Annotated in this window: 20 protein-coding genes; 10 read left to right on the top strand and 10 right to left on the bottom strand. The window is 71.8% G+C overall.

Translation table 11 applies throughout. From position 1 onward, the window contains the following. Positions 1–40: 40 nt before the first annotated feature. The 8 genes from V7E45_RS19330 to V7E45_RS19295 form a co-directional block, all read right to left on the bottom strand. Positions 41–1,741: an acyl-CoA mutase large subunit family protein gene (locus tag V7E45_RS19330; RefSeq protein WP_333775431.1), complete on the bottom strand. Its 1,701-nt coding sequence runs from the start codon at positions 1,739–1,741 to the stop codon at positions 41–43. Positions 1,742–1,825: 84 nt separating this feature from the next. Then, complete coding sequence (locus V7E45_RS19325; protein ID WP_333775430.1) at positions 1,826–2,164, bottom strand: DUF3817 domain-containing protein; 339 nt, start codon at positions 2,162–2,164, stop codon at positions 1,826–1,828. Positions 2,165–2,207: 43 nt separating this feature from the next. Next, positions 2,208–2,717: a MarR family winged helix-turn-helix transcriptional regulator gene (locus tag V7E45_RS19320; protein WP_317445459.1), complete on the bottom strand. Its 510-nt coding sequence runs from the start codon at positions 2,715–2,717 to the stop codon at positions 2,208–2,210. 285 nt (positions 2,718–3,002) lie between these two features. After that, a complete protein-coding gene (locus V7E45_RS19315; protein WP_333775429.1) occupies positions 3,003–3,650 on the bottom strand; it encodes a TetR/AcrR family transcriptional regulator in 648 nt (215 codons plus the stop codon). After that, positions 3,647–4,345: a DUF4166 domain-containing protein gene (locus tag V7E45_RS19310; RefSeq protein WP_333775428.1), complete on the bottom strand. Its 699-nt coding sequence runs from the start codon at positions 4,343–4,345 to the stop codon at positions 3,647–3,649. Before V7E45_RS19310 ends, V7E45_RS19315 begins: the two co-directional genes overlap by 4 nt. Then, entirely contained in the window at positions 4,342–5,094 is a 753-nt protein-coding gene (locus tag V7E45_RS19305) for a hypothetical protein (protein ID WP_333775427.1), read from the bottom strand. Before V7E45_RS19305 ends, V7E45_RS19310 begins: the two co-directional genes overlap by 4 nt. A gap of 146 nt (positions 5,095–5,240) precedes the next feature. Next, the gene (locus tag V7E45_RS19300; protein WP_133025253.1) at positions 5,241–5,534 is read right to left on the bottom strand and encodes an MTH1187 family thiamine-binding protein; all 294 of its coding nucleotides are present in this window, start codon (positions 5,532–5,534) and stop codon (positions 5,241–5,243) included. Further along, entirely contained in the window at positions 5,531–5,875 is a 345-nt protein-coding gene (locus V7E45_RS19295; protein ID WP_333775426.1) for a DUF3817 domain-containing protein, read from the bottom strand. The genes V7E45_RS19300 and V7E45_RS19295 overlap by 4 nt, the downstream gene beginning before the upstream one ends. 182 nt (positions 5,876–6,057) lie before the next feature. Between V7E45_RS19295 and V7E45_RS19290 the strand changes: the two genes are divergently transcribed. The 4 genes from V7E45_RS19290 to V7E45_RS19275 all read left to right on the top strand — a co-directional run bounded on the left by V7E45_RS19290 (position 6,058) and on the right by V7E45_RS19275 (position 8,714). Then, positions 6,058–6,690 (top strand): AIM24 family protein, encoded by a 633-nt coding sequence (locus tag V7E45_RS19290; RefSeq protein WP_333775440.1) that lies wholly within the window; start codon positions 6,058–6,060, stop codon positions 6,688–6,690. Between the two features lies 1 nt (position 6,691). After that, positions 6,692–7,342: an AIM24 family protein gene (locus V7E45_RS19285; protein ID WP_333775425.1), complete on the top strand. Its 651-nt coding sequence runs from the start codon at positions 6,692–6,694 to the stop codon at positions 7,340–7,342. Further along, on the top strand, positions 7,339–8,145 hold the full coding sequence (locus V7E45_RS19280; RefSeq protein ID WP_333775424.1) for an AIM24 family protein: 807 nt from the start codon (positions 7,339–7,341) through the stop codon (positions 8,143–8,145). Before V7E45_RS19285 ends, V7E45_RS19280 begins: the two co-directional genes overlap by 4 nt. 92 nt (positions 8,146–8,237) lie before the next feature. Continuing rightward, on the top strand, positions 8,238–8,714 hold the full coding sequence (locus V7E45_RS19275; protein WP_333775423.1) for a MarR family winged helix-turn-helix transcriptional regulator: 477 nt from the start codon (positions 8,238–8,240) through the stop codon (positions 8,712–8,714). A gap of 100 nt (positions 8,715–8,814) precedes the next feature. On the opposite strand, the gene meaB is transcribed toward V7E45_RS19275, so the two are convergent. Together meaB and V7E45_RS19265 are read right to left on the bottom strand one after the other, a co-directional pair. Next, entirely contained in the window at positions 8,815–9,771 is a 957-nt protein-coding gene (gene meaB / locus V7E45_RS19270) for a methylmalonyl Co-A mutase-associated GTPase MeaB (protein WP_333775422.1), read from the bottom strand. A 37-nt stretch (positions 9,772–9,808) separates the two neighbouring features. Further along, a complete protein-coding gene (locus V7E45_RS19265; RefSeq protein WP_333775421.1) occupies positions 9,809–11,008 on the bottom strand; it encodes an acetyl-CoA C-acetyltransferase in 1,200 nt (399 codons plus the stop codon). A 149-nt stretch (positions 11,009–11,157) separates the two neighbouring features. Here V7E45_RS19265 and mce point away from each other — a divergent pair, with 149 nt between their 5' ends. From mce to V7E45_RS19235, 6 genes are all read left to right on the top strand, one after another. Further along, positions 11,158–11,598 (top strand): methylmalonyl-CoA epimerase, encoded by a 441-nt coding sequence (gene mce / locus V7E45_RS19260; RefSeq protein ID WP_133920352.1) that lies wholly within the window; start codon positions 11,158–11,160, stop codon positions 11,596–11,598. 208 nt (positions 11,599–11,806) lie between these two features. Next, positions 11,807–15,655: a polarized growth protein Scy gene (gene scy, locus V7E45_RS19255; RefSeq protein WP_333775420.1), complete on the top strand. Its 3,849-nt coding sequence runs from the start codon at positions 11,807–11,809 to the stop codon at positions 15,653–15,655. Between the two features lie 182 nt (positions 15,656–15,837). Beyond that, positions 15,838–16,773, top strand: a complete 936-nt coding sequence (locus V7E45_RS19250; RefSeq protein WP_333775419.1) for a cellulose-binding protein — start codon at positions 15,838–15,840, stop codon at positions 16,771–16,773. A gap of 541 nt (positions 16,774–17,314) precedes the next feature. Then, positions 17,315–18,268: an ABC transporter ATP-binding protein gene (locus tag V7E45_RS19245; protein ID WP_333775418.1), complete on the top strand. Its 954-nt coding sequence runs from the start codon at positions 17,315–17,317 to the stop codon at positions 18,266–18,268. 3 nt (positions 18,269–18,271) lie between these two features. Continuing rightward, positions 18,272–19,129 (top strand): ABC transporter permease, encoded by an 858-nt coding sequence (locus V7E45_RS19240; protein WP_333775417.1) that lies wholly within the window; start codon positions 18,272–18,274, stop codon positions 19,127–19,129. A gap of 131 nt (positions 19,130–19,260) precedes the next feature. Continuing rightward, positions 19,261–20,410: ABC transporter ATP-binding protein (locus V7E45_RS19235; RefSeq protein WP_333775416.1), on the top strand; the 1,150-nt coding region annotated here is incomplete at its 3' end.

The following is a 20,410-nucleotide window of genomic DNA, read 5'->3' as shown; positions in this document are numbered from 1 at the left end:
GCCGGGCGACGCCCGGCAGAGGACCACTTTCGCAACAGGCCTAGAAGCCCGGAGGCTCGGTGTAGACGCCCCACTCGTCCCGCAGCACCCCGCAGATCTCGCCGAGCGTCGCCTCGGCGCGCACGGCGTCCAGCATCGGCTCGATCATGTTGGCGCCGGAGCGTGCGGCGGCCAGCATGGCGTCCAGCGCGGTGCGCACGGCCGCCTCGTCCCGCGCGTCCTTGCGCTCGGCGAGGACCCGCACCTGCTCCCGTTCCACCTCGTGGCTGACCCGCAGGATCTCCAGGTCGCCGGTGACGGAGCCGGTGTTGACGTTGACGCCCACGACCCGCTTCTCGCCCTTCTCCAGGGCCTGCTGGTAGCGGAACGCGGACTCGGCGATCTCGCCGGTGAACCAGCCGTCCTCGATCCCGCGCAGGATGCCGGAGGTGATCGGGCCGATCGGGTGCCTGCCGTCCGGGTGGGCCCTCAGGCCCCGCTCCTTGATCTGCTCGAAGATCTTCTCGGCGTCCGCCTCGATCCGGTCCGTCAGCTGCTCGATGTACCAGGAGCCGCCGAGCGGGTCGGCCACGTTGGCGACGCCCGTCTCCTCCATCAGCACCTGCTGCGTGCGCAGCGCGATCTCCGCGGCCTGCTCGCTGGGCAGCGCCAGCGTCTCGTCCAGGGCGTTGGTGTGCAGCGAGTTGGTCCCGCCGAGGACGGCGGCGAGCGCCTCGACCGCGGTCCGCACGACGTTGTTGTACGGCTGCTGCGCGGTCAGCGAGACACCGGCGGTCTGGGTGTGGAAGCGCAGCCACTGCGCCTTGTCGCTCTGCGCGCCGTACACGTCGCGCATCCAGCGGGCCCAGATGCGCCGGGCCGCCCGGAACTTCGCGATCTCCTCGAAGAAGTCGACGTGGGCGTCGAAGAAGAAAGAGAGTCCCGGCGCGAAGACGTCCACGTCGAGACCGCGCGAGAGGCCCAGCTCCACGTAGCCGAAGCCGTCCGCGAGGGTGTACGCCAGTTCCTGCGCGGCCGTCGAGCCGGCCTCGCGGATGTGGTAGCCGGAGACGGAGAGCGGCTTGTAGGCGGGGATGCCGGCCGCGCAGTACTCCATGAGGTCGCCGATCAGGCGCAGGTGCGGCTCCGGCTGGAACAGCCACTCCTTCTGGGCGATGTACTCCTTGAAGATGTCGGTCTGGAGGGTGCCGTTCAGGACCGCGGGGTCCACGCCCTGCCGTTCGGCGGCGACCAGGTACATGCAGAAGACGGGGACGGCCGGGCCGCTGATCGTCATCGACGTGGTGACGTCACCGAGCGGGATGTCCTTGAACAGGACCTCCATGTCGGCGGCCGAGTCGATCGCCACCCCGCAGTGCCCGACCTCGCCCAGCGAACGGGCGTCGTCGGAGTCGCGGCCCATGAGGGTCGGCATGTCGAAGGCGACGGACAGACCCCCGCCGCCGGCGGCGAGGATCATCTTGTACCGCTCGTTGGTCTGCTCGGCGTTGCCGAACCCGGCGAACTGGCGGATCGTCCAGGTGCGGCCGCGGTAGCCGGTCGGATGGAGCCCGCGCGTGTAGGGGTACTCCCCGGGCCAGCCGATCCGCTCGAATCCCTCGTACGTGTCACCGGGCCGGGGCCCGTACACCGGCTCCACGGGATCGCCGGAGAGCGTGCTGAAGTCTGCGTCGCGCTTGCGCGCGGCGTCGTATCGGGCCTGCCAGCGTCGGCGGCCCTCCTCGATGGCGTGAGCGTCCATACCATCGAATTTACTTGGACGTCCTAGTAAATGTCGATGGGGGTCCGCCACACGGGTGCCGTGTGGCGGTTCGTGCCGCGGTCCCTACGCCTTGGCGACGGCCGGGGCCGGGCCGCCGACCCGGGTCTCCAGCTCGCGGCTGACCTTGCGCTCGACGAAGAAGGCGGCGGTCGGGATCGTCCCCGCGAGCAGCACCCACAGCTGCTTGCCGACGGGCCACTTCGCCTTGGCGCCCAGGTCGAAGGCGAAGACCAGGTAGACGACGTACAGCCAGCCGTGCGCGATACCGACGACCGTGGTGAACTTCTCCGCACCGTCGATGTGCAGCCCGTACTTGGCGATCACGCCGAGGGTCAGCAGGACCAGCAGCACGCCGGTGACGTAGGCCATGACGCGGTAGCGGGTCAGCACGCTCTTCTTCATGGCATCGAGCGTAACGGCCCGTTCCGGGAGATCTTGTCCCGGGTCACTCCTCCGCGAAGTCGTGTGCCGCGATCCGCAGCGGGCGCAGCATGGCGAAGATCTCCCCGCACTCCTCGGCGTCGTACACGCCGAGGCCGAAGTCCATCGACATCAGGTCCCGGGTGGCCGCGTCGACCACCTCGCGGCCCTTGTCGGTGATGACGGCGAGGGTGCCGCGGCCGTCGTTGGGATTGGGGCGCTTGGCCACCAGGCCGGAGCGGACCAGCCGGTCCACGGTGTTCGTCACGGACGTGGGGTGCACCATCAGCCGCTCGCCGATCTTGGACATGGGCAGCTCGCCCGCCTTGGAGAAGGTGAGCAGCACCAGCGCCTCGTACCGCGCGAAGGTCAGTCCGTACGGCTTGACCACCGCGTCGACCTCGGACAGCAGGATCTGCTGGGCCCGCATGATGGAGGTGATCGCGGCCATGGACGGCACGTTTCCCCAGCGCTGCTTCCAGAGCTCGTCGGCGCGGGCGATGGGGTCGAAGGGAAGGCTGAGAGGCTTCGGCACGTCATCAGACCCTACCGGCCGGTCATATGCCGGTCAGCCCCGTCTCGCCTTTCGGTCGCCCACGGAACCGGCTCCCCCGCGCCGGACCCACCCCGCCGACTCCGTTGCGCTGCCCCGCAAGCCACGGATCGACCGCCCGCACCGGCCGACGCCCCGGGACGCGCCCCATCGGTCGGCGCCGGACCCACCACCCACGGGCCACCGCCTCGCGGGCGTCACCGTGTCCCTCCTTCACCCGCCCGGGAAGGGACACGTGCCCCGGACCCCCACGAACCCGCGGAGCGCTCAGCGGCCCTTGCGGCGGAGGTGGTGGCGGACCGCACGCTGGGCGACCGGACCCAGTTCCTCCAGCGCCGCGACCAGGGCGCCGAGCTGTTCGAGGGCGTCCAGGGCCGCGTGCGCGCCCGCCTCGTCCGCGCCCTCGTACAGCTCGATGCCGACGAACGACGCGGCGATCGCGCGGGCGAGGGCCGCCGGGTCGGTGAACTCGCCGAACGGGGTCGCGGCGAGCACCCGCCGCAGCACCTGCTCGATCTCGGCGATCCACAGATCCAGTCCGCCCGCCGCGGCGGGGCCGAGGGCCGCGTGGGTGGGCGCGCCGGCCAGCAACTGGCCCAGGAGGGCGACATGGCCGTCGGCCCGTTCCCGCTCGTGGATCTCGCGCCCGACGGCGAGCAGCTCGGAGAGGGAGGAGACGGCGGCGAGCCGGTCGCGGTAGTTCGCCACGGACTTCTCCGCGCCGTAGCGGCACGCGGCGGCGAGCAGTTCGTCGACCGAGCCGAAGTGGTAGAAGACCAGCGCCTGGTTGACCCCGGCCGCCGAGGCGACCGTACGGGCCGAGGTCTTGGCGATGCCCTGCTCGGTGAGTGTGCGCAGCGCGCCCTCCAGCAGCTTGGTCTTCGTCTCCTGGGACTTCGCCGTCTCGGGGCTCATGCGCGCGCCTCCTCGCGCACCGGGCGCAGCCCGGGCCGCACACCGCGGGACCGGACGCTCGTGTACGACGCGGTGAACGAGCCCTCGTAGCCGAAGAGCGGCCCGACGTAGCGGTTGACCACGCTCACCCGGATGCGGAAACGGCCCGCCGTGTCGTCGTAGGACTCGCGCACCTCGGCGGTGGCGCCGACCAGCTCGGGGACCCGGACGTCCACCGGGCCCTCCCGGAAGCGGTGCTCGCCGGAGCGGATCAGCAGCGAGCCGTCGGGCTCGGCGGCGAAGTGGAGTTCGCTGGCCAGGTGCTGGTGGGTGCCGAGGTAGTCGAGGACGCGGTCCCCCTTGGGGCTGAGCACCATCTGGGCGTCGAAGCGGCGGGCCCGGCCGGGCAGGTCGAAGGTGCGCACGAAACTCACCGTCTCACGCCCGAAGGTGTCGGTGTACGGCACGTTCTCGATCACGAAGGGGACGTCGCGGCCGGCGCGCGGGACGAGGATGTTGCGGGTGGCGCCGAGCGCGAGGAACGGCCGCACGAACGCGGGGCCGTGCCAGATCCGGTGCATGACGCCCCGGCCGGTGCACGCCTCGCCGCTCGCCAGGCCCACCGAGAAGCGGCGCCTCAGCTGTGGATGGAGCCGGTCGAAGTCGTCGCCCAGCACCCGCTGGAACATCGAGCGGGTGCGTGCCGTGGTGGTCATCCGCGCTCCTCCAGGGTGCGCAGGACGCGGGGCGCGCGGGCGGAGGTGACCGGGGCGCGCAGGCAGCGGCGGGCCGCCGGGGTGCAGGCGAGGGGCGCCTTGAGCAGGGCGAGCGACACCGCGACGAGCAGCAGCAGCGGGCACAGGTAGGCCACGGCCGCCCCGAACCGGCCGAAGACGCGGACGGCCGGCTCGAGCCCCAGACCGGTCAGGCACACGGTGAGCACCAGCGCCCGCACCGCCAGCTCGGCCAGCCAGTTGACCAGGGCCCGCTCGGGGGTGATGCCCCGCTCCAGCCACAGCCGCAGCCGGTCGAAGGACCAGGCGGTCGCCCACCCCATCAGCCTGCGGAACAGCAGCCGGTCGGCGAGCGCGCCGAGGGCGCCCCAGCGGGGGCGGTAGTCGTAGCCGGTGAGGAAGCGGACGCCGTGCGCCTCGGGTACGTACCGCCAGTAGCCGCTGCCCTCGGCGAGCGGGGAGAGGGGGTGCGGCGAGGCGAAGCGCAGGGCGGAGGTGCGGGTGCCGTCGGGGCGCTCCTTCTCGCCCGCCGCGACGCCGGTGCCCGACACCGTGAGGAAGGGCAGCACCCGGGTGGCGTACCGGAAGCGCCGCGGTTCGCCCTCGGCGCACGGAAGGGGGTCGATCTCGGTGAACCGCAGGTCCCAGCGCTGGTGCTGGGCGGGGTCCTGGGTGCGTGCCCAGAGTTCGTCCAGGTCGGCGTCGATCCGTGTCTCTATGTAGAGACCCATGGTGTTCCCCCACCTCAGAGCATGGTTTGAGCATCCGCTCAAAACTGTCCGTGAGGCAAACTACACCCCTTTGAGCGATCGCTCAAAGGGGTGGGAAGAGAAAACCCCGGCCCGTGAGGACCGGGGTTCGCGCGTCGCGGCCGGCGCTAGCGCGCCAGGTGGCGCTCGACGGTCTCGACCTTGGAGGTGAGCCCGTCGGTCACGCCGGGCCTGATGTCGGCCTTGAGGACGAGCGACACCCGGGGCGCCCGCGCCTCGACGGCGGCGACGGCGCGGCGGACGACGTCCATGACCTCGTCCCACTCCCCCTCGACGGAGGTGAACATCGCGTCGGTGCGGTTCGGCAGGCCGGACTCGCGGACCACCCGGACGGCGTCGGCGACGTACTCCCCCACGTCCTCGCCGACCCCCAGGGGGGTCACGGAGAAGGCGACGATCATGCCTCCACCACGCTTTCCTTGCGGGCGCGGGCCGCGATGACGGCGTCCTCGGCCTCGCGGCGCAGCCTGCGCTCGGCGAAGAAGCCGCCCGTGGGCAGCACGGAGAGGACGAAGTAGAGGGCGGCCGTACCGAAGCTCCACCGGGCACGGTTCCAGGCGTCCGCCCAGAAGACCAGGTACAGCAGGAAGAGGACACCGTGCACCGCGCCCATCACCGGCACCGCGTTGAAGTCCGTGGTGCGCTTGAGCACCGAGCAGACCAGCAGGACCAGGAAGGACACGGCCTCCGGGGCGGAGACCAGGCGGAGGCGGCGGAGGGCGGTGGCGGTCTTGATGTCCACGGATCACCTTCGGTGGGAGTTGCGACGACGGTCTGCCGGTTACGGACTGCCGGTTCGTGAACGCATGCACAAGCGTCACCCCATTGTGGCAAACACGGCCCGTAGGGGTGCGCTCAGGGTCGTCGTCCACCCGGGGGCCCTGTTCGGCCCACCCGGTCGGCCGCTACTTTCCCAGCGTGGCGATGTTCCGGCTCCAAGGGAGCAAGGTGCTCGCCGTCGACATGACCGGGGATGCCGTGAAGGCGAAGAACGGCTCGATGGTCGCGTACGACGGGCAGATGACCTTCAAGAAACTGAGCGGTGGCGGCGAGGGGCTGCGCGGGATGGTGACCCGGCGGCTCACCGGTGAGCAGATGACGGTGATGGAGGTGAGAGGCCAGGGCACGTGCTGGTTCGCGGACCGGGCGTCGGAGATCAACCTGGTCGCCCTGCGGGGGGACAGGCTCTACGTCGAGTCGAGCAACCTGCTCGCGACCGACGAGGGCCTGCGAACGGGCACGACGTTCACCGGGCTGCGCGGCGCCTCCCAGGGCAACGGGCTGTTCACCACGACCGTCGAGGGGCACGGGCAGGCGGCGATCATGTCCGACGGGCCCGCCGTGGTGCTGCGGGTCAGTCCGCAGTACCCGCTGATCGTCGACCCCGGCGCGTACATCGCCCACCAGGGCGACGTACGGCAGTCCTTCCAGTCCGGTGTGACCTTCCGCACCTTCTTCGGGGAGGGCGGCGGCGAGGCCTTCCAGATCCGCTTCGAGGGCGACGGTCTCGTGTACGTGCAGCCGAGCGAGCGGAACACGATCGCGGGGGACCTGTGAGATGAGCTTCCGGGAGATCAACTCCAAGATGGTCGAGGCGACCGTGCTGCCCGGGCAGCGGCTGTTCAGCCAGCGCGGCGCGATGCTCGCCTACAAGGGGGACGTGTCCTTCACGCCCAGCCTCCAGGGCGGTCAGGGCGGCCTGACGTCCATGATCGGGCGGCGGGTGGCCGGCGAGTCGACCCCGCTGATGACCGTCGAGGGCAGCGGCACCGTCTTCTTCGGGCACGGCGGCCACCACGTGCACGTCATCCGCCTCTCGGGCGACACGTTGTACGTCGAGGCCGACCGGCTGCTCGCCTTCGAGGGCACCCTGCGTCAGGGCACGATGTTCATGGGCTCGCAGGGCGGGGTCATGGGCATGGTCCGCGGGCAGGTCACCGGGCAGGGCCTGTTCACCACCACGCTGCAGGGCCAGGGGGCGGTGGCCGTGATGGCGCACGGCGGCGTCTTCGAGATCCCGATCACACCGCAGCGCCCGGTCCACGTGGACCCGCAGGCGTACGTCGCCCACCACGGCGACGTCCGCAACAAGCTGTCCAGCGCGCTCGGCTGGCGCGACATGGTGGGCCGCGGCTCCGGCGAGGCCTTCCAGCTGGAGCTGAGCGGCAGCGGCACGGTGTACGTCCAGGCCTCGGAGGAGAAGCTGTGAGCGCGTACGGAACCCCCGGCGGCCCCGTGGTGTTCGACCCCGTGACCCTGCCCGCCGACGACAACGTGAACAAGTACACGTTCTGCGTCGAGCTCAAGAGCGGCCAGTGGTTCCTGCAGAAGGGGAAGATGATCGCCTACTACGGGGCGATCGAGTTCAACGGCATCGGGCACGGGCGACTCGACCGACTTGTCCGCACCTCTTTCCATTCGCCACTGCACGCGAGCGACTGGGTGGTGGCGGCCGGCTCCGGCAAGATGCTGCTGGCCGACCGGGCCTTCGACGTCAACTCCTACGACCTGGACGACGGGAACTTGACCATTCGCGCGGGCAACCTGCTCGCTTTTCAGCCAAGTCTCGCGCTCAAGCAATCGATCGTGCCAGGTTTTCTGACCCTTATCGGAACCGGAAAGTTCGTGGCCGCATCTAACGGGCCGGTGGTGTTCATGGAACCTCCGATCCGGGTGGACCCCCAGGCGCTGGTCGGGTGGGCCGACTGCCCGTCTCCGTGTCATCACTACGACCACGGGTACCTCACGGGCGTCATGGGCGGTCTACGTGCGATGACGGGCCTGGGCGGGGCATCCGGCGAGGAGCACCAGTTCGAGTTCGTGGGAGCCGGGACGGTCCTGCTGCAGTCCAGCGAGGCCCTGATGGCCGAGCTGGCGACGGGGGTGGTTCCGCCCGAGCCGGGGGTCCCCGGCGGTGGCGGAGCGGCACCGGGTGGACACGGTCCGCAATCGGCGGGCGTACCGCGCCTTCCCGGACAGCTGGGAGACCTCCAGCGTCGCTTCGGGCTGTGAGCGGTAGTCTGCGGAGTGTGACATCGAACGCGTGCGCACAGTCACACCACCCGAAGTAGTTCGCCATTCAACTTCTTAGGTAGACTTCATTCATGGAGACCGAGACGGCCACGCGCTGGCTGACCGATGCGGAGCAGTGCGCCTGGCGCACCCACCTGGAGGTCAACAGGCTGTTGACGTACCAGCTCGAAAAAGACCTGCAGCCGTTCGGCCTGACAATGAACGACTACGAGATCCTCGTGAACCTCTCGGAGTCGGAGGACGTGCGGATGCGGATGAGCGACCTCGCCTCCGCCACCCTGCAGTCGAAGAGCCGGCTCTCGCACCAGATCACGCGGATGGAGAACGCGAACCTGGTACGGCGGGAGAACTGCGAGTCCGACCGCCGGGGGCTGTTCGCCGTGCTGACGGAGCACGGCATGGAGACGATGCGCAAGGTCGCACCGCACCATGTGTCCTCGGTGCGGCGGCACTTCATCGACCTCCTGCCGCCGGAGGCCCTGATAGAGCTGGACAAGGCGCTCAGGCCGATCGCCGAGCACCTGAGGGGGCAGCGGGGGCGCCCCTGAGACCGGCGGACGCCCCCAGGGCCCCGGGTCCGCCCGGAGCTCCGGGGGCCGCCGGCGATTCACCCGTACGGGCTCGGCCGACCGGGGCCGCCGGGGAACCTCAGCTCCGGGTCAGGCCCGCCACGAGTTCGTCCGCCGCGCGGTAGGGGTCGAGCTCCCCGGCGACGATCCGCTCGGCCAGGGCGCTGAGGCGGCGGTCGCCGTGCAGGTCCGCGATGCGTTCGCGCAACGCGGTGACCGCGATCGTCTCCACCTCGCGGGACGCGCGCGCCTTGCGCCGTTCGGTGAGCACACCGCGCTCCTCCATCCACGCGCGGTGCTTCTCCAGCGCCTCGACCACCTCGTCGACGCCCTGCGCGCGGGCCGCGACCGTCTTGACGATGGGCGGCCGCCAGTCGCCCGGGCCGCGGGACTCGCCCAGGCCCAGCATGTGGTTCAGCTCGCGGGCGGTGGCGTCGGCTCCGTCCCGGTCGGCCTTGTTGACCACGTAGACGTCACCGATCTCCAGGATTCCGGCCTTCGCCGCCTGGATGCCGTCGCCCATGCCCGGGGCCAGCAGCACCACGCTGGTGTCCGCCTGGGAGGCGATCTCGACCTCCGACTGGCCGACGCCGACCGTCTCCACCAGGATCACGTCGCAGCCCGCCGCGTCCAGCACCCGGATCGCCTGCGGCGCCGCCCAGGCCAGGCCGCCGAGGTGGCCCCGGGTGGCCATCGAACGGATGTAGACCCCGGGGTCGGAGGCGTGGTCCGACATCCGGACCCGGTCGCCGAGCAGCGCGCCTCCGGAGAACGGTGACGAGGGGTCGACGGCCAGGACGCCCACGCGTTTGCCCTGTTTGCGATACGCGGTGACGAGTGCGGAGGTCGAGGTCGACTTGCCGACACCCGGCGAGCCGGTCAAACCCACCACGTAGGCGTTGCCGGTCAGCGGGGCCAGTGCCGCCATGACCTCCCTGAGCTGCGGGGACGCCCCCTCCACCAGTGAGATCAGCCGGGCCACGGCCCGCGGCCGGCCGTCCCTGGCCTGGGCCACCAGAGAGGAGACGTCCTGCATCAAACAGCTCCGTTCACTTCACAGACGTAACTGGAACTCAGGCCTTCGGGACCCGCACGATCAGGGCGTCGCCCTGACCGCCGCCACCGCACAGCGCGGCCGCGCCGACGCCGCCGCCGCGCCGCTTGAGCTCCAGCGCCAAGTGGAGCACGAGCCGGGCGCCGGACATGCCGATCGGGTGACCCAGGGCGATCGCGCCGCCGTTGACGTTCACCTTTTCCGTGGACACGCCGAGGTCCTTCATTGACTGCACGGCCACGGCGGCGAACGCCTCGTTGATCTCGATGAGGTCGAGGTCGGAGACCTCCAGGTCCTCCTTCTTCAGGGCGTGCCGGATGGCGTTGGACGGCTGCGACTGCAGCGAGTTGTCCGGGCCGGCCACGTTGCCGTGCGCGCCGATCTCCGCGAGCCACTGAAGGCCCAGCTCCTCGGCCTTGGCCTTGCTCATCACGACCACGGCGGCCGCGCCGTCCGAGATCTGCGAGGAGGAGCCGGCCGTGATCGTGCCGTCCTTGGCGAAGGCCGGGCGCAGCTTGCCGAGCGACTCGGCGGTGGTGTCGCCGCGGATGCCCTCGTCCTTGCTGAAGACGACCGGCTCGCCCTTGCGCTGCGGGATCTCGACCGGGGTGATCTCGGCCTCGAAGACGCCGTTCTTCTGCGCCGCGGCGGCCCGCTGGTGGGACAGGGCGGCGATCTCGTCCTGCTCCGGGCGCTGGATGCCGAGGCGCGTGTTGTGCTTCTCCGTCGACTCGCCCATGGCGATGTTCTCGAAGGCGTCGGTCAGGCCGTCGTAGGCCATCGCGTCGAGCATCTGCACCGCGCCGTACTTGAAGCCCTCGCGGGACTTGGGCAGCAGGTGCGGGGCGTTGGTCATGGACTCCTGGCCGCCGGCGACGACGATGTCGAACTCGCCGGCGCGGATGAGCTGGTCGGCGAGGGCGATCGCGTCCAGGCCGGACAGGCAGACCTTGTTGATGGTGAGCGCGGGGACGCTCATCGGGATGCCGGCCTTGACCGCGGCCTGGCGGGCCGGGATCTGCCCGGCGCCGGCCTGCAGCACCTGCCCCATGATCACGTACTGCACCTGGTCGCCACCGATACCCGCACGGTCGAGGGCGGCCTTGATCGCGAAGCCGCCGAGATCGGCCCCGGAGAAGGACTTCAGCGAGCCGAGCAACCGTCCCATGGGCGTACGCGCGCCCGCGACGATCACCGAGGTGTTCGTTCCAGAAGACATGAGCTGCGATCCCCTTACCGGCCTGCACAGCCGAGGAGTGAACGAGGGTTTACTTCGAATGTACTGAGTGGCACTCCGTGCCGTCATCGGCCCGTCGGTGTGATCGCGCGCACGTTGCGTAACCACCGCCTTGGCGCTGCACTGATTCCATGCTGACGCGAATCGACCACATCGGGATCGCCTGCCACGACCTCGACGCGACCGTCGAGTTCTACCGGGCCACGTACGGCTTCGAGGTGTTCCACACCGAGGTCAACGAGGAGCAGGGCGTGCGGGAGGCCATGCTCAAGATCAACGAGACGTCCGACGGCGGCGCCTCCTACCTCCAGCTGCTGGAACCGACCCGGGAGGACTCCGCGGTCGGCAAGTGGCTGGCCAAGAACGGGGAGGGCGTGCACCACATCGCCTTCGGTACGGCGGATGTGGACGGGGACGCGGACGAGATCCGCGGCAAGGGCGTACGCGTTCTGTACGACGAGCCACGACGCGGCTCCATGGGGTCGCGGATCACCTTCCTGCACCCCAAGGATTGCCACGGCGTCCTGACAGAACTGGTCACTTCGGCCCCTGTTGAGTCGCCCGAGCACTGACCCCCGTACATATGGGCCGGTAGGGTTGGGGGCGGTCGTCCCCGAAGGCGGGGGACGACCGCATGCCGGGGTCCGGGTTTCGGGGGACGAGCGTCGGGGCAGCAGCCCGTGCTCCGCCGTTGATCTGACACCATTCCCCGGGGGCCCCGTTCGGCGGATGGACGGTGCTCGTTGGAGAAGCTGACCAGGGGACGGATGGGACCGCGCAGTGCGGGGCTACGAGAGCCAGGAGCGAGAGCCGGCGGCTGACGTCGACCACCTCTCTCGGTTCGAGGCCGAGATGAAGCGGCTGAGGACCGAGCGGGAAAAGGCGATCCAGCACGCCGAGGACCTCGGCTACCAGGTCGAGGTGCTGCGCGCCAAGCTGCACGAGGCGCGCCGCACTCTGATGACCCGGCCCGCCTACGACGGGGGTGACATCGGCTATCAGGCCGAGCAGTTGCTCCGTAATGCCCAGATGCAGGCCGATCAGCTGCGTCAGGACGCCGAGCGGGAGCTGAGCCAGGCCCGCGCGCAGACGCAGCGCATCCTGCAGGAGCACGCCGAGCAGGCCGCCCGCCTGCAGGCCGAGCTGCACCAGGAGGCGGTCACCCGCCGCCAGCAGCTCGACCAGGAGCTCGCCGAGCGGCGCCAGACCGTCGAGTCGCACGTCAACGAGAACGTGGCGTGGGCCGAGCAGCTGCGCGCCCGCACCGAGCAGCAGGCCCGCCGGCTGCTCGACGAGTCCCGCGCCGAGGCCGAGCAGGCCATGGCCACCGCCCGCGCCGAGGCCGAGCGGCTCACCCGGGAGGCCCGCGAGCGCCTGCAGGGCGACGCCGAGGCCGCCCGCGCCGAGGCCGAGCAGATCCTGCGCCGCGCCCGCACGGACGCCGAACGGCTGCTGAACGCCGCCTCCACGCAGGCCCAGGAGGCCACCGACCACGCCGAGCAGCTGCGCACCTCCACCGTCAGCGAGTCGGACGCCGCCCGCCGGCAGGCCGCCGAGCTGAGCCGGGCCGCCGAACAACGCATGGCCGAGGCCGAGGAGGCGCTGCGCAAGGCGCAGTCCGAGGCCGAGAAGCTGGTCACGGAGGCCGAGCAGGCCGCCTCGAAGAGGCTGTCCAGCGCCGAGGCCGCCAACGAGACCCGCACGCGTACGGCCAAGGAGCAGGTCGCCCGGCTGGTCGAGGAGGCCACCAAGGAGGCCGAGACCACCCGGTCCGAGGCCGAGCAGCTGGTCGCCGACGCACGGGCCGAGGCCGAGAAGATCGTCGCCGAGGCGGCCGAGAAGGCCCGCGCGATCACCGCCGAGGAGAGCGCGAGCCAGCTCTCCAAGGCGGCCAGGACCGCCGAGGACGTCCTCAACAAGGCGTCGGAGGACGCCAAGAAGACGACCAGGGCGGCGGCCGAGGAGGCCGAGCGGATCCGTACCGAGGCCGAGGCCGAGGCGGACCGGCTGCGCGCCGAGGCGCACGACATCGCCGAGGAGCTCAAGGGCGCGGCGAAGGACGACACCAAGGAGTACCGCGCCAAGACGGTCGAGCTGCAGGAGGAGGCCCGCCGACTGCGCGGCGAGGCCGAGCAGCTGCGCGCCGACGCGGTCGCCGAGGGCGAGTCGATCCGCGCCGAGGCCCGCCGCGAGGCCGTGGCGCAGATCGAGGAGGCGGCCAGGTCCGCCGAGGAACTGCTGGCCAAGGCCAAGGCGGACGCCGACGAGCTGCGGCAGAAGGCGACCGGGGACAGCGAGAAGGTCCGCACCGAGGCCATCGAGCGGGCCACCTCACTGCGCCGGCAAGCCGAGGAGACCCTGGAGCGCGCCCGCAAGGAGGCCGAGCGGCTGCGCGGAGAGGCCGCCGAAGAGGCCGAGACGGTCCGTGCCGACGCCGAGCAGGCCGCGCGCGAACTGCGCGAGGAGACCGAGCGGGCCGTCGAGGCCCGCCGTGACGAGGCCGCTGGGGAGCTGACCCGGCTCCAGACGGAGACCCAGGAGCGGCTGACGGCGGCCGAGGAGGCACTCGCCGAAGCCCGCGAGGATGCGGCCCGGATCCGCCGGGAGGCCGGCGAGGAGGCCGAGCGGCTGCGCTCGGAGTCCGCCGAGCGGATCCGCGCGCTCCGGCAGCAGGCCGAGGCCGAGGCCGAGCGGCTGCGCGACGAGGCCGCGGCCGACGCGTCAGCCTCGCGCGCCGAGGGCGAGTCCGTCGCCGTACGCCTGCGCTCGGAGGCGGCCGCCGAGGCGGAGCGGCTCAAGGTCGAGGCCCAGGACAGCGCCGACCGGATGCGCGCCGAGGCGCAGGCCGCCGCGGAGCGGCTGGGCACCGAGGCGTCCGAGACGCTCGCCGCCGCCCAGGAGGAGGCGGCCCGGCGCCGCCGCGAGGCCGAGGAACTGCTCGGTGCCGCGCGGTCCGAGGCCGACCAGGAGCGCGAGCGGGCCCGCGAGCAGAGCGAGGAGCTGCTGGCCTCGGCGCGCAGGCGCGTGGAGGACGCGCAGACCGAGGCGACCCGGCTGGTCGAGGAGGCCGACCGGCGCGCCACCGAGATGGTGTCCGCCGCCGAGCAGCACGCCCAGCAGGTACGGGACTCCGTCGCGGGGCTGCACGAGCAGGCGCAGGAGGAGATCGCCGGGCTGCGCTCGGCCGCCGAGCACGCGGCGGACCGTACCCGCCGGGAGGCCGAGGAGGAGGCGGACCGGGTCCGCACCGACGCCTACGCGGAGCGGGAGCGGGCCGGCGAGGACGCCACGCGGCTGCGGCGCGAGGCGAACGAGGAGGCGGAGGCCGCCAAGGCGCTCGCCGAGCGCACGGTCGCGGAGGCGATCGCGGAGTCCGAGCGGCTGCGCTCCGACGCCGGCGACTACGCCCAGCGGGTGCGCACGGAGGCGTCGGACAAGCTCGCCGAGGCCGACCAGGCCGCGTCCCGCACCCGGGCGGACGCCCGGGAGGACGCCAACCGCATGCGGTCGGACGCGGCCACCCAGGCCGACACCCTCATCACCGAGGCCGGCAACGAGGCGGAGCGGCTGCGCACCGAGACGGCCGCCGAGGCCGAGCGGGTGCGCGCCGAGGCCGTCGCGAACGCCGAGCGGCTCGTGGCGGACGCCACCGGCGACGCCGAGCGGCTGCGCGCCGACGCCGCCGAGAAGGTCGGCTCGGCCCAGCGGCACGCGGATCGGCTGCGTGCCGACGCCGAGCGGCTCGCGGCGGACGCGGAGGCGGCGGCCGAGCGGCTGGTCGGCTCCGCGCGCGAGGAGGCCGAGCGGACCCTGGACGAGGCCCGCCAGGAGGCCAACAAGCGGCGGTCGGAGGCGGCCGAGCAGGTCGACACGCTCATCACGGAGACCACGGCGGAGGCGGACAAGCTCCTCACCGAGGCCCAGCAGCAGGCGCTGCAGACCACAGCGGACGCCGAGTCGCAGGCCGACACGATGGTGGGCGCGGCCCGCAGCGAGGCCGACCGGATCGTCTCCGAGGCTACCGTCGAGGGCAACTCGCTGGTGGAGAAGGCCCGTACGGACGCCGACGAGCTGCTGATCGGCGCCCGCCGGGACGCGACCGCCATAAGGGAGCGGGCGGAGGAGCTGCGCGACCGGGTCACCACCGAGATCGAGGAGCTGCACGAGCGGGCCCGCCGCGAGGCGGCCGAGACGATGAAGTCCACCGGCGACCGGTGCGACGCGCTCATCAAGGCGGCCGAGGAGCAGCTGGCCAAGGCGCAGGCGAAGGCCAAGGAGATGGTGTCGGAGGCGAGTTCCGAGGCGGGCAAGGTCCGGATCGCCGCCGTCAAGAAGGCCGAGGGCCTGCTCAAGGAGGCCGAGCAGAAGAAGGCCACGCTGGTCAAGGAGGCCGAGGAGCTGAAGGCCGAGGCGATCCGCGAGGCCCGGCGCACGGTCGACGAGGGCAAGCGCGAGCTGGAGATCCTGGTGCGCCGGCGCGAGGACATCAACGCCGAGATCTCCCGGGTGCAGGACGTCCTGGAGGCGCTGGAGTCCTTCGAGGCCCCCTCGTCCGGCAAGGAGGGCGGGGTCAAGGCGGGTGCCACCGTCGGTCCCCCTCGATCGGGTGGCAAGTCGTCGGAGAGCTAGCGGTTGCGGCCGCTTCCAGATCTTCTGAGGGGCTTTGCCCCGCTCTTTGGCAAGCCGTCCCACGGTCAGCCACCCAAAAGAGGTGCCATTCTCCAGATCAAAACCGTATCCGCTCGATGACACACCGCTTCGGCCCCTAGGATTCCCCTTATCACCTCACCGGTCTCATTGACAGGAACCCCATGAGCGACACTTCCCCCTACGGCTTCGAGCTTGTGCGGCGTGGGTACGACCGCGCTCAGGTGGACGAACGTATCTCCAAGCTCGTCTCCGACCGTGACAGCGCTCTCGCCCGCATCACCGCTCTGGAGAAGCGCATCGAGGAGCTCCACCTCGAGACGCAGAACGCCCAGGCCCAGATCACCGACGCCGAGCCGTCGTACGCGGGTCTCGGCGCTCGGGTCGAGAAGATCCTGCGCCTCGCCGAGGAAGAGGCGAAGGATCTGCGTGAGGAGGCGCGGCGCGCGGCCGAGCAGCACCGCGAGCTGGCCGAGTCGGCCGCCCAGCAGGTCCGCAACGACGCCGAGTCCTTCGCGGCCGAGCGCAAGGCCAAGGCCGAGGACGAGGGCGTCCGGATCGTCGAGAAGGCCAAGAGCGACGCCTCCCAGCTGCGCTCCGACGCGCAGAAGGACGCGCAGTCCAAGCGCGAGGAGGCGGACGCCCTCTTCGAGGAGACCCGCGCCAAGGCCGCGCAGGCCGCCGCCGACTTCGAGACGAACCTCGCCAAGCGCCGGGAGCAGTCCGAGCGCGACCTGGCCTCGCGTCAGCAGAAGGCCGAGAAGCGTCTCGCCGAGATCGAGCACCGTGCCGAGCAGCTGCGCCTGGAGGCGGAGAAGCTGCGCACCGACGCCGAGCGCCGCGCCCGCCAGACGGTGGAGACGGCCCAGCGCCAGGCCGAGGACATCGTGGCCGACGCGAACGCCAAGGCCGACCGCATCCGGTCGGAATCCGAGCGCGAGCTGGCCGCCCTCACCAACCGCCGCGACTCGATCAACGCCCAGCTGACGAACGTCCGCGAGATGCTCGCCACGCTGACCGGCGCCGCGGTGGCCGCGGCCGGCTCCCCCGCCGAGGACGAGCCGATCTCCCGGGGCGTTCCGGCGCAGCAGTCCCGGTAGGTCCCGGCAGTCCGAGGACTCCGGAAGGGGCGGTGGGACCTGGTCCCGCCGCCCCTTACGCGTGCGCGCCGGCGCAGCCCTGGCAGGGGCGGGTCGTCGGTGCCGTCGCCGTTGACGACGAGCCGGGTGCCGCTCGCCCGCAGCGGCCGGCCGCCGGCGCTGTGGCGGCCGGTGCGCACCGGGACGCCGTCGTCCTCGCCGACGCGGGGGCCCGTCGCGCGTGGCGAGGGTCCACAGCCGGCCGTGGCCGAGCACGGCGACGCGGCCGGGTCCGGCCGGGGCGCGCGCGGCGACGTCCGCGAGGCCGGTGTGCCACAGCCGCCGGCCGTCGCGCAACGCCGTAGCCCGAGACCGCGTACCGGCCGCCGCAGGAATGGCCGGGCACGGACGTCCGGCCCAGCAGGTGGAACTCCACCGCGAGCCCGGCCGCCGCCCCCGCCGCCACGATCGCCGGTGCCGTCCGCACCGTGTTCCGCAGGAGCCCTCGGCCCCCGCGCCCGCCCGAGTGGCAGCCGCCCAACAGCGGTCATAGCGTGGCCGCATGATCGAGCTCGACGGGCTGACGAAGCGGTACGGCGAGAAGGTCGCGGTGGACCGTCTCACCTTCGCCGTGCGCCCGGGCATCGTGACGGGTTTCCTCGGGCCGAACGGCGCCGGGAAGTCCACGACCATGCGGATGATCCTCGGTCTGGACCGGCCCACCGCGGGCGACGTCCGGATCGACGGCCGGCACTACGCCGAGCTGACGGACCCGCTGACGTACATCGGGGCGCTGCTGGACGCCAAGGCCGTGCACGGCGGCCGGAGCGCCTACAACCACCTGCTCTGTCTCGCCCAGAGCAACGGCATCGCCCGGCGGCGGGTGGACGAGGTGCTCGACACGGTCGGGCTGACCGCGGTGGCGCGGAAGAAGGCCAAGGGGTTCTCGTACGGGATGGGGCAGCGGCTCGGGATCGCGGCCGCGCTGCTCGGGGACCCGCGCATCCTGATGTTCGACGAGCCGGTCAACGGGCTCGACCCGGAGGGCATCCACTGGATCCGGAACCTGATGAAGTCGCTGGCCGCGCAGGGACGGACGGTGTTCGTGTCGAGCCATCTGATGAGCGAGATGGCGCTGACCGCCGATCATCTGGTGGTCATCGGACAGGGGCGGCTGCTGGCCGACACCTCCATGGCCGACTTCATCCGGCAGAACTCGCGCAGTTATGTCCGGATCCGGTCCCCGCAGCGGGAACGGCTCCTCGATGTGCTCCGGGAGGACGGCATCACCGTGGTGGAGGCGGGCGGTGGCACGCTGGAGGTGGAGGGCGGCAAGGCGGAGCGGATCGGGGAGTTGGCCGCGCGGTCCGGGATCGTGCTGCACGAACTGAGCCCGCGGCAGGCGTCGCTGGAGGAGGCGTTCATGCGGCTGACGGCGGAGTCGGTCGAGTACCACGCGCACGCCGGGCCCGCCGCGGCCCCGCGCGACTGGGACGCCGGCGGGAAGGGGGCCTGACCCATGGCGGCCGTGCAGGTCATCCGGTCCGAGTGGACCAAGATCCGGTCGGTCGCGTCCACGGTGTGGACGCTGTCGCTGGCCGTGGTGGTCACCCTCGCGCTCGGGATGCTCATCTCCGCGCTGTCGAGGAGCCAGTTCGACAACATGCCCGTGACGGACCGGCTCTCCTTCGACCCCACGGTCGTCAGCTTCGCCGGCATGACCCTCGGCCAGCTCGCCATGATCGTGTTCGGGGTGCTGGTCGTGTCCAACGAGTACAGCACCGGCATGATCCGCGTCTCCCTGGCCGCGGTACCCCGGCGCGGCACCTTCCTGTTCAGCAAGATCACCGTGGCCACCGCGCTCGCCCTGCTCGTCGGCATGGTCACCAGCNCGGTACCCCGGCGCGGCACCTTCCTGTTCAGCAAGATCACCGTGGCCACCGCGCTCGCCCTGCTCGTCGGCATGGTCACCAGCTTCGCCGCCTTCTTCCTCGGGCAGGCCATGCTCGGCCCCCTGGGCACCCGGATCGGCGACCCGGGCGTGCTGCGCGCGGTCGTCGGGGGCGGCCTCTACATGACCCTGATCGCGATGTTCTCCATGGGCGTGGCCGTGATGCTGCGCTCGCCGATGCTCTCGCTGGGCATCCTGATGCCGTTCTTCTTCCTCATCTCCACCATCCTCGGCAACGTGAGCGCCACGAGGAAGGTCGGCCGGTTCCTGCCCGACCAGGCCGGCAGCCGGATCATGCGGGTGGTCCCCCGGATCGGCGACGACACCCCCTACGGGCCCTGGGGCGGGCTCGGGATCATGGTGCTGTGGGTGGTCGCGTCCCTCGTGGGCGGCTACCTCCTGCTCAGGCACCGGGACGCGCAGTGAGCGTCGGCGGGCCGTACGGGCACGACCTGGCTTTACCCGCTCTTGAGCGGAACCGTCAGCGCCCGGATATCCTCCTAACCCTTACGGGGGCGTGTGCCCCGCTGTCCTGAACCTTTTGATGGGTGCGGAGCATGATCGAGGCTGTAGGCCTGACGAAGCGCTACGGCGACAAGACCGCCGTGTACAACCTTTCCTTCCAGGTGCGGCCGGGGGCAGTGACCGGCTTCCTCGGGCCGAACGGGTCGGGCAAGTCGACGACCATGCGGATGATCCTGGGGCTGGACAACCCGACGTCCGGCTCGGTGACCATCGGCGGCTACCCCTACCGCAAGCTGCCCAACGCCCCCCGCCAGGTCGGCGCGCTGCTGGACGCCAAGGCGGTGCACGGCGGCCGCTCCGCGCGCAACCACCTGCTCAGCCTCGCCCAGCTCTCCGGCATCCCGGCCCGCCGGGTGGACGAGGTGCTCGGGGTGGTCGGCCTCCAGGAGGTGGCGAGGAAGCGCTCCAAGGGCTTCTCGCTCGGCATGGGCCAGCGCCTCGGCATCGCGGCCGCCCTGCTCGGCGACCCCCAGGTGCTGCTCTTCGACGAGCCGGTCAACGGCCTCGACCCCGAGGGCATCCTGTGGGTGCGCAACCTGATGAAGGCGCTGGCGGCGGAGGGCCGCACGGTCTTCGTCTCCTCGCACCTGATGAGCGAGATGGCGCTGACCGCCGACCACCTCATCGTGATCGGGCGCGGACAGCTCCTCGCCGACATGAGCGTCAAGGACTTCATCTCCGCCAACTCGGCGGACTTCGCGCGGGTCCGCACCCCCGAGAGCGAGCCCCAGCTGCGCGAGAAGCTGTCCTCCGCGCTCACCGAGGCGGGCGGCCACGTCCTGCCCGAGCAGGACGGAGCGCTGCGGGTGACCGGCCTGCCGCTCCCCCGCATCAGCGACCTCGCGTTCGAGGCGGGCGTCCGGCTGTGGGAACTGTCGCCGCACCAGGCCTCGCTGGAGGAGGCGTACATGCGGATGACGCAGGGCGCCGTCGACTACCGCTCGACCATCGACCAGAAGGCGGGCCTCCAGCAGCCGCTGCCGCCGGGCGCCCAGCCGCCCATGCCGGTCCCCGGCCAGGGCCAGCCGGGCTGGTACGCCCCGCCGCCGCCCCAGCAGGGCGGGCAGCCGTTCGCGATGCCGACGCCTGCCTCGGGGCCGTACGGCGGCGCTCCGGCGCCCGGGTACGGCGCTCCGGGCGCCGGCGCCCCCAATCCGTACGCCGCGCCGGGCACCCCGGCCC

The organism is Streptomyces sp. IBSBF 3136 (assembly GCF_036815105.1).
Lineage (GTDB): Bacteria > Actinomycetota > Actinomycetes > Streptomycetales > Streptomycetaceae > Streptomyces.
The sequence above is the reverse complement of the archived record's forward strand: the minus strand, read 5'-3'. Positions and strand labels throughout refer to the sequence as shown.

What these genes read in the sequence shown, in the direction of transcription:
- V7E45_RS19265 (WP_333775421.1), bottom strand. Translation starts at nt 11,008, where the DNA reads ATGTCTTCTGGAACGAACACCTCGGTGATCGTCGCGGGCGCGCGTACG.
- V7E45_RS19285 (WP_333775425.1), top strand. Translation starts at nt 6,692, where the DNA reads ATGAGCTTCCGGGAGATCAACTCCAAGATGGTCGAGGCGACCGTGCTG.
- V7E45_RS19330 (WP_333775431.1), bottom strand. Translation starts at nt 1,741, where the DNA reads ATGGACGCTCACGCCATCGAGGAGGGCCGCCGACGCTGGCAGGCCCGA.
- V7E45_RS19250 (WP_333775419.1), top strand. Translation starts at nt 15,838, where the DNA reads ATGAGCGACACTTCCCCCTACGGCTTCGAGCTTGTGCGGCGTGGGTAC.
- V7E45_RS19310 (WP_333775428.1), bottom strand. Translation starts at nt 4,345, where the DNA reads ATGACCACCACGGCACGCACCCGCTCGATGTTCCAGCGGGTGCTGGGC.
- V7E45_RS19325 (WP_333775430.1), bottom strand. Translation starts at nt 2,164, where the DNA reads ATGAAGAAGAGCGTGCTGACCCGCTACCGCGTCATGGCCTACGTCACC.
- V7E45_RS19315 (WP_333775429.1), bottom strand. Translation starts at nt 3,650, where the DNA reads ATGAGCCCCGAGACGGCGAAGTCCCAGGAGACGAAGACCAAGCTGCTG.
- mce (WP_133920352.1), top strand. Translation starts at nt 11,158, where the DNA reads ATGCTGACGCGAATCGACCACATCGGGATCGCCTGCCACGACCTCGAC.
- meaB (WP_333775422.1), bottom strand. Translation starts at nt 9,771, where the DNA reads ATGCAGGACGTCTCCTCTCTGGTGGCCCAGGCCAGGGACGGCCGGCCG.
- V7E45_RS19290 (WP_333775440.1), top strand. Translation starts at nt 6,058, where the DNA reads ATGTTCCGGCTCCAAGGGAGCAAGGTGCTCGCCGTCGACATGACCGGG.
- V7E45_RS19300 (WP_133025253.1), bottom strand. Translation starts at nt 5,534, where the DNA reads ATGATCGTCGCCTTCTCCGTGACCCCCCTGGGGGTCGGCGAGGACGTG.
- V7E45_RS19305 (WP_333775427.1), bottom strand. Translation starts at nt 5,094, where the DNA reads ATGGGTCTCTACATAGAGACACGGATCGACGCCGACCTGGACGAACTC.
- V7E45_RS19245 (WP_333775418.1), top strand. Translation starts at nt 17,315, where the DNA reads ATGATCGAGCTCGACGGGCTGACGAAGCGGTACGGCGAGAAGGTCGCG.
- V7E45_RS19275 (WP_333775423.1), top strand. Translation starts at nt 8,238, where the DNA reads ATGGAGACCGAGACGGCCACGCGCTGGCTGACCGATGCGGAGCAGTGC.